The sequence below is a fragment of the Paenimyroides ceti genome (assembly GCF_030409925.1).
This window is the reverse complement of record NZ_JAUFQU010000011.1, coordinates 15,634-27,773: the sequence shown is the minus strand read 5'-3', so window position 1 is coordinate 27,773 and position 12,140 is coordinate 15,634. Positions and strand designations below refer to the sequence as shown.

Below are 12,140 nucleotides of genomic sequence, written 5' to 3'. Positions count from 1 at the left end.
AAACAGCTTCAACATATATTGTAATTGCACATACACATCCTGAAAAAGGACATAAAGGAATCAATGCTTTTATTGTTGAAAAAGGATGGGAAGGTTTTGAAATCGGCGCGAAAGAACAAAAAATGGGGATCAGAGGATCTGATACACACTCTTTAATGTTTACAGATGTAAAAGTACCTAAAGAGAATAGAATTGGTGAAGATGGCTTTGGTTTTGCTTTTGCTATGAATGTATTGAACGGTGGTCGTATCGGTATTGCTTCACAGGCATTAGGAATTGCTCAGGGAGCTTATGAATTGTCATTAAAATATGCGAAAGAACGTAAAGCATTTAAAACAGAAATCATCAATCATCAGGCAATAGCTTTTAAACTGGCGGATATGGCAACGCAAATTTCTGCTGCCCGTATGTTGTGTTTCAAAGCAGCTGCTGAAAAAGATAACGGAGAAGATATTTCTATTTCTGGTGCTATGGCAAAATTATTCTCTTCCCAAACAGCTATGGATACAACGATTGAAGCGGTACAAATTCATGGTGGTAACGGGTATGTAAGAGAATACCATGTTGAACGTATGATGCGTGATGCTAAAATTACTCAAATTTATGAAGGTACTTCAGAAATTCAGAAAGTGGTTATTTCCAGAGGTATCTCTAAATAATATTGACTTATTATAAAATTAAAGTCTGACCTTACGTCAGACTTTTTTTATATCTTTCATCTCCTTTTATTAAAGCTATGAATAACGATAAAGCAATCAAACTCAAACTAACACTGGGATATCTGATACTGGGTATCACCGCTATTCTTTCGGTCTGGTATATTTTCAATGAAGTAAAGGTCATGAATGAACCGAAAGAAGAGTTAATAAGTGAAAACAATAAAGTACTCAATCTCGGAAGTATCATTACCAATATTTATACTGCTGATTCATCCGGCAGGGTAGCAATGATTTCTACAGATAAAAAAGACATTCAGAAATATCATCAATTGGTAGACACCATACAAAGTCAAATTGTCAATTTTAAGACTAATGTTACGGATGATGAGATGATTTTAAAACTCGATACCATTCAGTCTCTTATCAGAGAAAAGGAAAAAAGTTTTGATGAAATTGTTGCGGCCAGAAAGAAATTCATGAATTCACAATATTTTGATGAAGCGTTTAAAAAGGTAAGAGCCGCAAAAGATGATATTGAAAATATAGCTGTAAATGTATCGAAAGATTCTACTTCGGAAAGTAAGGAAGGTTTCTGGAAAAGAATCCGAAATGTAGTCGATTCTGAGAAGAAAGAAAAAGAAGACAGAGAACGTCAGTTGAGACAACAGCAACAACTGAATAAGATTCACCAGAGTAAACGAGACAGTCTGGCAAAAATGACTGAAAATATTTTTTCTCAGGCTATTGACAGTGAAAATAAACTGGCGAAAGAGTTTTATCAGAAAGAGGAACAACTGATAAATGAAAACCGCCATATCTCAGAAAAAATAAAAAGTCTTATGATTGAAGTGGAGAAAAGTGTATTGGAAAACTCCTATTCCAGAATAAACTTTTCTAATGAGATCATTGATAAAACAGCTATAAATCTGGCATGGATTGGCGGTATTGGCTTTTTAATGGTAATTATTTTAGGAGGTGTAGTACTAAGAGATCTTAACAAAAGCCGTGCTTATAAGAAACAATTGGAACGGTTAAATAAGGATTTACAAAATCTTATGGAACAAAAATCATATTTTCTGGCTTCTGTTACACATGATATCAATTCTCCGCTTAATTCATTAATAGGATTTTCTGAATTATTAGATGAGACATTAAAGACTAAAACACAAAAAGAATATATTAAAAATATTAATTATTCCAGTCAGTACATCCGTAATCTGGTAAATGATCTGGTAGATTTCTCTAAGCTGGAATACAATAAAATGGTCTTAAAGAAAGAGTCTTTTAATTTTAATGAATTGTTATTGAGCATTACAACTCCATTAAAAAATGATGCTGATAAAAAAGGAATTGAACTTATTGCCAACGTAGATCCGAAACTGGATGACTATTTTTTTTCAGACCCATATCGTATCAAACAGATTCTTACAAATATTCTTTCCAACGGAATTAAATTTACAGATAAAGGAAGCGTAACATTGGAAGCTGTACTTAATGGTAATGAAGCTGTTTTAAAAATAACCGATACAGGTATTGGAATTGATGAAAAGTACCATAAAGATATCTTTATGGAATTTAAACAGGCACATGGTGATATTGAAAAAGTATATGGAGGAACCGGTCTTGGACTCAATATTTCAAAAAGACTTATCAAATTACTGAAAGGAGAATTAACATTTGAAAGCCGTCTGGACAAAGGATCAATCTTTACGATTAGAATACCTGTAGAGAAAGGAGAAAATAATCAGTTTAAAAATATGGATATCGTCTTTGATAATGAAAAAAAACTTATCCATAAAAACATTTTAGTGGTAGATGACGATATGTTGCAATTACGACTTATGAATGAAGTGATCAAAGACAAAGTGAATCTGATTACCACACTTAAAAAAGGAGAACTGATTGAAGAATATTTAAATGAAAATAAATATAATTTAATCATTACAGATATTCAAATGCCTAATTACAGCGGATATAAAATCATTCAGGCAATACGTTCAAATCCCGAATATAAAAACACACCTGTTATTGCATTTACAGGAAAGATTGATTTGGATGAAAATGAAATTTCTAAATTAGGATTCAATGCGTTGCTGCAAAAACCAATTAATATTCCTATATTAATGAATACGATACACAGGCTGTTAGAAATAAACAGAGAACAAAAGCCTGTTAATCCTACAAGCAAAATGCAGATAAAAAATGAATATTTTGACTTAGAACAATTATTGAGTTTTACCCAGGATGATTTGGATGCTACACAGGATATATTAAATGTTTTTATTGACTCTTCCATAAAAAACTGTGACGAATTATCAGCATCTGTTGGGATAAATGATCGAAAAAAAATAGCGGAGATCACACACAGAATGTTACCAATGTTTCGACAGTTAAGTGCTGATATGGTTATTGCTGATCTGGAAAAACTTGAACGTTATGAATATAATGGTAATGCAGAAGAATTAAAAGAAGATGTTGTAACAGCAGTTGGTAAGATTCAGAAAATTATAGAAGAACTAAAAAAAATCGAGCTTTTTTAAAGCTCGATTTCATATAGTTTTATTTTATTATATAAGGTTTTGCGATCTATTCCTAAAATCTGGGCTGCTTTTGTCTTGTTATATTTTGCTTTTTCTAAAGCTACCCTGATGGTATTCTCTTCATTTTTAGAAGAAAACAATTTTAAATCATCTTCATCTCTCTTATGAATAATTTCATCAGATGAATAATTTTCGTGTTCGATTACTTCACACGGCAATACGTTTTTTTGGATAATGTCCGTCTGAGTCAGTAATACTGCTCTCTTAATAATGTTCCGCATCTCTCTCAGATTTCCCGGCCAATCGTATCTCAGAAAAATTTCTTTTACTTCTTCAGAAAAATCCAAAATCTGTTTTTCAAGATCCGTATTTGACTGTTTTAAAAAGAAATCGGCAAATAATAGGATATCATCTCCTCTTTCAGAAAGTCGTGGTGTTTTAATAGAAAATTCATTCAAACGATGGTAAAGATCTTCTCTGAAATTACCTTCTCTTACTGCCTTTTGAAGATCTTCATTTGTAGCTGCAATTACGCGTATATCAACATCTATTTCTTTACTGCTTCCTACTGGCTTTACTTTTCGCTCCTGTAAGGCGCGTAGTAATTGTACCTGTACTTCGTATGAGAGATTCCCTACTTCATCTAAAAATATAGTACCACCGTTAGCTGCTTCAAAATGACCAGTCTTGTCTGTAGTTGCCCCGGTAAAAGATCCTTTAATGTGACCAAAAAATTCGCTTGCAGCTAAATCTTTTGGTATGGCGCCACAGTCAACCGCTATGTATGGTTTATCTGATCGTTTGCTTTGTTCATGAATAGAATAGGCAACATTTTCTTTTCCTGTTCCACTATCTCCGATGATCAAAACAGAGATATTCGTCGGAGCTACCACATCGATAAAATTATGCAATTCTAATGATTTTTCACTCTTGCCTTTTATAACTGAAAGATGATAGTTATTATCTTCATCTCCCGATTTTTTCCGGCTTTTTTCTCCATCACCATTATCCGACTCTACAATTGAATAATTTGCTTTTTTCTTTAATGCCTGATGAATGGTCAATAAAATTTCCTCAGAATTTATCGGCTTTGAAACATAATCAAAGGCGCCTAATTTCATTACACTGACAGCGGTTTTTATATCAGTATATCCCGTCATCAAAATAACCTGTGTGGTTTTGTTTGTATCCCTGATAAATTTTAGTACTGATACCCCATCATCATCCGGTAACCTTACATCGGTAAGGACTAAATCAAAAGATTGATTTAGTATTAGTTGCTCTGCTTCTTTAAAAGTAAATGCGCTACTCACTTCGAAACCTTTTTTGGTTAAGAATGTTTTCAACATCATGCAGAATGATACATCATCATCAATTACTAATATTCTCTGGCTCATTCAAGTAGTGTTTTTATAAATTAGGCAATGTCTACTAAAGGTAATAATTATAATTAAAAGTATAAAGGTAATAATTTATTCCTATTCTAAAACGGATAGCCAATGGCAATATTCAAGATTAAATTATCTTTTCTCCATGCTCTGTCACCAAATTCTATATGATCAAAACGCCAACGATCATTTTTTTCATAATAAGGTACCCGTACAGGAATGGAAAGATCTGTCCGTAAGACCAATATTGAAAAATCAAATCGTAGACCAGCTCCTACCCCTACAGCTACTTCACTCAAAAATTCATTAGAAAATTTCCCTCCCGGTTTAGTAGGATCATCTCTCATCAACCAAACATTCCCGGCATCAACAAATAGTGCTGCGTTTAAGAAGCTGAACAGGTTAGCTCTGTATTCAGCATTGAACTCTAATTTGATATCTCCGGCCTGATCCATTAAGAAAGAGCTTGTCTGGGTTCTTGGATCATAACTACCGGGACCTAATGTACGAGCTCTGAAAGCACGAATACTGTTACTTCCTCCAACAAAAAACTGTTTTGAGAAAGGCATGTACTCTGAATTTCCATACGGAAGTGCATATCCGGCTATAAAGCGGGCAGCAAACTGACTTTTTTCATTTAGTTTTAAATAGTATCTTATATCATGTTCTGTTTTTACATATTGACTGTATGCTACTCCTAAAATTTCTTTTTGCTGTCCTTTTTCATAATTTGCTCCTGAAATAAGTCCTGTAAGATTGGCAGACAAATCAAGCTGTCCTTTATAATAAACGGTATGTTTGAGCGGTAGCATTGTATTGGTAAATGTATACGAATAGGTTGGTCCGAAAATCAGCTGTTTTTCAACGATTCTTGCCAATGAAGGATTATCTGCCATCTGCTCTTTGTATTTATCCGTTATCTTTTCAGGAAAAACATAAGTGACTTCGAGTACATTTAATTCATGTTCTTTTTTGACATCTTCTTTCCAGAGATATCCAAATGATGCATTGAAGTTATGTAATGTATATAGTTGCGTACGGCTTTGGTATTCATACCCCAAACCAATTTTAGTCCGAGGTACAAAAGCACTGGATGAAGTAAACTTAAACGGTGCAATAATCCTTGGGAATGCCAAACTGAATTTTGATCCGACACGATAAATGTTATTTCCGTTACCACGACCTCCAACCTGATAATCCATTGCTCCGTATAATGAGGCAGTAAATAACTCAGCTCCTTTTAAGAAATTACGGTGGCGCCAGTTGAAATTAACCTCTCCACCCGCATAACTTGCAGAATTCGTTTTACCCAATGTTTCTAAACGCAATGATTTAAATTCATTGGGAGTCAACATATAATATACATCAAATTTGTTATTAAGGGAATCTGAAATAACAAATTGATTTTTGACGAACTTAAAGGTTCCCAAATTGATTAAACGGTTGAGAGACAGATTATGATCAGTACGATTATATAAATCTCCTTTCTTAAAATAGAGTGTACGGTCATAAATCTGTGGCTTGAACTTTTCTTCTCGATCAATGATATAAATACCTTTGTAAGGTGTTAGGGAATCAATGGGTGTCTGTGAAACAACACGGCTCCTTCTTCCTAAATTACGCAGATTATAATCTGGTATCACTACAATTTTATCGATTGTAAACTGTTTAGTTGCCATTGCAGGTGTTGATTCTTTTAATTTTACAATCAGATCAACTTTATGATTATTGACGGTACTATCTGCCTGTACTATTATATTATCAGGATGAAAATAGTAAAATCCATTTTCTTTCAGGTAGCTGTCTATACGCTCACGTTCCGCTTTAATTACATTCAGATTAAATGGAGCTCCGACTTTGAGCAATGATTTTGCTGCTATTTTTTGTATTTCGCTATTGATCAACGTACTGTCTTTTTGAAACGTTACTTTTTCAATAAGATATTGTTGACGTGGCTTGACATTATAAATTACTTTAGTCTTTTTATTTTTCGTAACTGTATCATAGCTCGTAGAGACATTGAAATATCCAAGATTTTCAGAATAGTTTTCAATAATCTTGCGATTAAAGTCAATATCAACATCGCTTAAAAGTACTGGCTTTTCACCAACTTTGTATTTTAACCAATATTTGAATCCTTTCTCCTTTTTGGGCTCTGATGTGATATTATAGAAATACAATTTTGGACGTAAACCTAAAAATGATTTGTTTGGTTTGGGCATCAGTTGCTCTTTCAGATTTGTCTCTAAAAGGTTTGCCTGTTTTTTGGATAGTGAGTCTCTCTGAAGGTTAATTTTAGCACCTACATAAAGTAACTCACCTTTTTTTAAATATTTTGTATTGCTACAGGACACTAAAAAAGCAAAGGCAATAAATAAAAGAAGTTTATTTAGAGGTCTTTTCATATTGATTTTGTTGTTTTTTTGCGTTACGTCTCTGTTGTTGATTACGTTTGTTTTTTCTATAGATTTCTCTGAATTCATTATAATCTATTGTGATGATGAAGCCAACACCGGTTTCGATAATCTGTCCTTGTAAAGCTACCTGATATTCATTTTTACGATACGCTCTTAAGGTATATCTTCCATCTTTAGAGAGCATATAATCCAAAGAAATATCACCTGCAATATTGGTCATTTGCTCATTTTGTCTCTGTTCACCTTCAAGTCCGAAATTGCTTCCGATATTAACTTTCAAGCGATCGTTTAACAGTTTTTTAGACAACCCAACATTTAAATCTGTTCTTGTATTTTGCTCTCCGGTAGAATAGTCTTCAGTGGATTCCAGATCGAAATTTAATTCTACACCGGCAATGAGATCAGAAGCGAGATTATTGAGTTGTTGAGATAGTATTTTACTAACACTCTGACGAGCCATAGATTCAGCTGACATCCCTGCACTACTCTCAAAAGGATTTTCTCCTATAAACCGGTTTAATAACAATAAAGCAAATACCTGTTTATTCATTTCAGACTCTTCTGTACGCAACTGATCCAGTTTAGTTTTCACTACACTGATGACTTCACTTGAAACAGAAGCATTATCTTCATCCACAGTGATATCAAAAGTGATTTCAGGCTTTAATAATTCTCCTTTCATCATAAGAAGTGTTTCAAAAGGAATACGTTGCTTATACATATTGTATTCTGCAGGATTATCATCTCTTGATAACTGTTGTTGTACCAGATCTAAAGGCGCCGTATTGGTTTTATAGACTGCCGTTATATCTGTATCCGCTTTTGTTGGTTCTCCTGTCCAGGTAATGCTGCTGCCTTCTTTAATATCAAATTTTCTCTTAAGCAAGTTTACAGACATTTCGTAACTTCCTTTGTTTACTTCATATCTTCCGACTAAAGTTATTTTACCTGAAGGATCTACTCCACCAGTTAATTCAGCTTCTCCCTGTAACTTAACAAAATCTCCGTTAGACTTATCAATTACTACAGAAAGCTTGGCTTCTTTTTTAACTTCAATATTGACAGATACATCGAGTCCTTTAACTGTTGCCTCAGATATTTCTTTTTCAGGTTCAAGCGTACCTTGTAAAGCAATCTGATCCTGATCAATGAATTCTACGATTCCTTCCCGATCCTGTAATGCCGGACTCGACTGAGGTAATACAAAAGTAAAATCAGTTTTATCGCTAACTGTCAACTGTCCGTCAACTTTTGGCAGATCCAGATTTCCTCGAATGTTAAGATTGGCATCAATAGCCATTATACCATACATAATGTTGTTTTCTTTCTTGGTAGAATTTACAACTTTAAAGTCGCTTGCATTGACATTGAGTCCAAATGCAAAATCGCGATACGTTTTAGTTAGAATTTTACCGTTTATTGTTAACGAATTGCCGTCTGCATCATCTATCTTGAATCTTCTGAACTGTATTCCTTCGGAAGTAAAAGCAATAGTATCATCTATGTTCTTAAAAGTAGTGTTTAAAGAGGCAATATCCATTCCTACTCCATTGAACTTAACATCTCCCAAAATACTCGGATCATCAGCTGTACCAGTTACTTTCAAAGCTCCGGAAATGTATCCTACAGCATTATCAATAGCTTTCATTGAAAATCCCTGAACACTTTTCATCTGTAGTTTATTGATATTCACCGATAGATCAAATTGTTTTTGCTGTATGTTGTAGTTTCCAGCTACTTTCAGGTCATTTTCAAAACCTGTCAATGTTACATCAGCGTTTAAAACTTCCTGTTGATTATTATCTACTTTAACAGCCAGATTTCCTATTTCACTTCCATAAACCTTCAATTCATTTACATTAATATCTGAAGTAAATGTCATATTATTTTTCAAGTCTCTAAGCTGCACAGTTCCATCTATTGTACCTTGAGCCAAAAGTGAGTCTTTCTTAATAATTTCTGTAATGGTTTCTATTTCAAATCCTTTTATTGTAATATTTAATGGACTATTAGGTATTTCGTTCTCAGACTGAATACCAAGCTGGCTGTTTGCATTTTGAATAAAGAATTGATGGGCAAGAATACCTGCATCGCTTATTTGAATATTATTATCCGGATTTACATTCCAATCTTCATAATTTAACTTTAATCCGTTTTGATTCAGTGCAATTTTAGTGACGTCATTTATTGACTCTACATTACCTGCAATTCCATACTGAACATTATCTTCCTGATCCAAAAGTCTCAGGTCATAGGTGATTTTATTATCAGAAACTGCTCCGGTAAGTCCTAAACGATCTACTGCCATATTTTCATTTTCAATAGAATACACACTCAACCCGTATTGTAAAGCAGCATCATTATTGGCAATATTAAGCGCTACACTATCCACTTTTATTGTTCCGTAAGTCAGTTGAGGAATACTTCCGTTTATTATAAGCTTACGTGCATCTGCCTGATAACTACCATCGAGTGTTATGGTCTGAAATTCTTTTAAATCAGGAACAAATTTTTGAATTAAATCATCGTTCTTTATTTTTACATTAAAGTCGAAATATTGATTAGGCTCAATTTCTGCGACCTTATCTTTTTCTGACATGAAATGATAATACTGATCTATCGTTTGTTGAACAGATCCTAAAATCTGAGTGAGTTTGTACCTTCCTGTCAATTCTGCATCGGCAATTTGGGAGTGTAAACTGATTCTATTTTCATTTTCATTGGATACTGCTTCTAATTTTATTTCTGATAACGGATAGATTTCTTTACCGTCAGATAAAGCAAAATCCTGCAAATAAAGATTTCCATTCAGTGCATCAGGTGACAGATTAGAAAAATCACCATTAATTTTTCCAGCTATGGCAAATGGTTTTTGATACAGTCTAAGTTTATACAAATCTAATTTCTCAACAGTTCCGTCTATTTTTATGCTTGGATTATCTTTTGAATAATATCCTGATGCCAATAAATCGATTTTAGCATTTTCATCTTTTGAGACTATAGTTGCCTCAAAATTACCCTGGTTTATTTTTGCATCGAGTGCAATGTCTTTATAGGTATAAGAATTGAATTCTGCTGAACTGATATAACCGTTTACTTTTGTCTGGGCTTTCTCAGGATTGAAGCTGGTGCCATTCGCTTTTATAGTGGCAGAAATCCGCCCCAATGAATCATTTTTAATGATTTTCCCTACATTTAAATTCTGAATTACAGCATCAACAACATATTTTTCTTTGTCTTTTATTCTCTGATCTAATACTGCTTTCAGCTTTGCATTTCCATCCGAAGTTTTAAGATTTAAATCAGCTACAAAGTTATTTACACTTCCTTTTGCCTTTCCGTTTAAAGATAAAAAGGATGGTATTTGAATGGTATTTGGAATTGTCCCTTTTGGTACTAAAGACTGAATTGTTTTGGAGGAAGTTTCTAATTGTTTTACATTTAGATCAAACCAAAGCTTATCTGGATCAGTGGCATTTTTTATCTGTCCTGAAAGATTTACTATTGTTTTATCCAAACCAGAAAGTTGAAATTCCTCAATAAATAAATCATCAATTTTACCATTCACACTGGTATTTAATAAAAGAACAGCTTCTCTGTTTGTAATGAAAGGAGGTGTATTTTTCAGATCAGGTGCCAGTATGAGTATATCTGAAAATGCAATCTTTGTTTTTTGCAGATTCGCCTGTATTTCAACATTTCCTAAATCATTAGTTAGTTGTTCTATTGAAGTATATTGTAGAATAACTTCATCCTGAATAACTGTTTTAGGAGTTTCAAGATATAAGTCTTTTAGAAAGGCTTCAGAACTACCATAACTGAAATCTGTTTGTAATTTATTGACCTGTAAGCCACTTTTCTCAGCTATAAAAGTATTTTTTAAGGAGCCCGATATATTTTGATCTGTGAAACTAAAATCACGTAAATCGACATCTATTTTACTAAAATCAAGATGGTTAAAATCAATTCCTTTATCTGAAGGCTTTTCAGCCGTATTATCATATACAACAGCAATATCCTCTAAGTTTAATTGATTCAATTTTAATGCTATAGGATTTCCGTTTGTCTTCGCTTTCTGTTGCTCATCTTCTGTTTTCTTTTCGCTGGGTAAGAATAAAGAAGCTTTGATAGTAGAATTTTTCAGTGCAATCTTATCTACAACATATTCATTTTTTCCTAAATCAATGCTCTTAATTTTCGTTCTTAGCTCATCAAATACAATAGATGCATAGGTTTTCGAATTGTCGTCTCCATAATCAATCATAATATCCGTCAAAGCAAGTGTATTCAAAGCAATGCTGAAAGGATTTTTTTGAGCAAGTGAATCTGTCTTTTCCTCAACCTTCTCAGCTACTTCTTTTACAAGGCCCTGTTTTAATTTTAATCGTAAACCATCTAATGCAATATCATCGATTGCATAATTGTTTTTATCAAGATCAAACGTTTTGACACGGGTATTAAATTCATTGAATTTTACACGAATATCATTACTGGATAGTGCATCAATAAAAGTAACATCGATTTTTTTAATCGCTATCTTATCTAAGGAAATAATAAAAGGTTTGGATTCACTCTCTTCTTCGTCCTTTGTTGCGAAGGCATCAATAATATAATCAAAATTAAACTTCCCTAAAGAATCTCTAACGACATTTGCCCGTACTCCTTCTAAATCGACAGAAGTCAAATCAGCCGTGTTGTTTAGTAATTTTGGAAGGTTTAGCCCAACATCCAGTGAGCTAACATACAATAATGTATCTACCTGTTGTCCTTGTAGATAAAGTTCATTTAAGGTAATGGTATTGGGAAAGCCGATATAAACACTTTCAAGACTGACTTTTGTCTTGATTTTATCCTGCAAATAGATGATTAATTTGTCTTTTACAAAATTCTGAACAGCAGGAAATCTCAAACTCACTATTAAGCCAATAACCAATAAGATTATTGACAATAAAACGATTCCTGCATATTTAAGTATCTTTTTAAGTCTAATTTTCAAAGCAATTTATTTGATTATAGCAAAGATAAATAAACTTTTGGGCTGACCAATTTTTAAAGATATTTATTGAGTTGATGTGTAAAAAAATCAATTAAATTCTATTATCGATAAAAAATTTCGTCTATTTAATTCCAAAAAAA

At 33.1% G+C, this 12,140-nt stretch carries 5 protein-coding genes; 2 read left to right on the top strand and 3 right to left on the bottom strand.

What is annotated here, in order from left to right; genetic code table 11:
* Together QW060_RS18355 and QW060_RS18350 are read left to right on the top strand one after the other, a co-directional pair.
* On the top strand, window positions 1–659 hold a 659-nt coding region (locus QW060_RS18355), incomplete at its 5' end, for an acyl-CoA dehydrogenase family protein (RefSeq protein WP_290364904.1).
* Between the two features lie 77 nt (window positions 660–736).
* Window positions 737–3,199: an ATP-binding protein gene (locus QW060_RS18350; protein ID WP_290363713.1), complete on the top strand. Its 2,463-nt coding sequence runs from the start codon at window positions 737–739 to the stop codon at window positions 3,197–3,199.
* Here the strand turns inward: QW060_RS18350 and QW060_RS18345 are convergent.
* The 3 genes from QW060_RS18345 to QW060_RS18335 all read right to left on the bottom strand — a co-directional run bounded on the left by QW060_RS18345 (window position 3,196) and on the right by QW060_RS18335 (window position 12,006).
* Window positions 3,196–4,596 (bottom strand): sigma-54-dependent transcriptional regulator, encoded by a 1,401-nt coding sequence (locus QW060_RS18345; RefSeq protein WP_290363714.1) that lies wholly within the window; start codon window positions 4,594–4,596, stop codon window positions 3,196–3,198. The two genes, QW060_RS18350 and QW060_RS18345, sit on opposite strands and share 4 nt — an antisense overlap.
* Window positions 4,597–4,682: 86 nt before the next feature.
* Complete coding sequence (gene tamL, locus QW060_RS18340) at window positions 4,683–6,992, bottom strand: translocation and assembly module lipoprotein TamL (protein ID WP_290364751.1); 2,310 nt, start codon at window positions 6,990–6,992, stop codon at window positions 4,683–4,685.
* A complete protein-coding gene (locus QW060_RS18335) occupies window positions 6,973–12,006 on the bottom strand; it encodes a translocation/assembly module TamB (protein WP_290364752.1) in 5,034 nt (1,677 codons plus the stop codon). Before QW060_RS18335 ends, tamL begins: the two co-directional genes overlap by 20 nt.
* Between the last annotated feature and the right edge of the window lie 134 nt (window positions 12,007–12,140).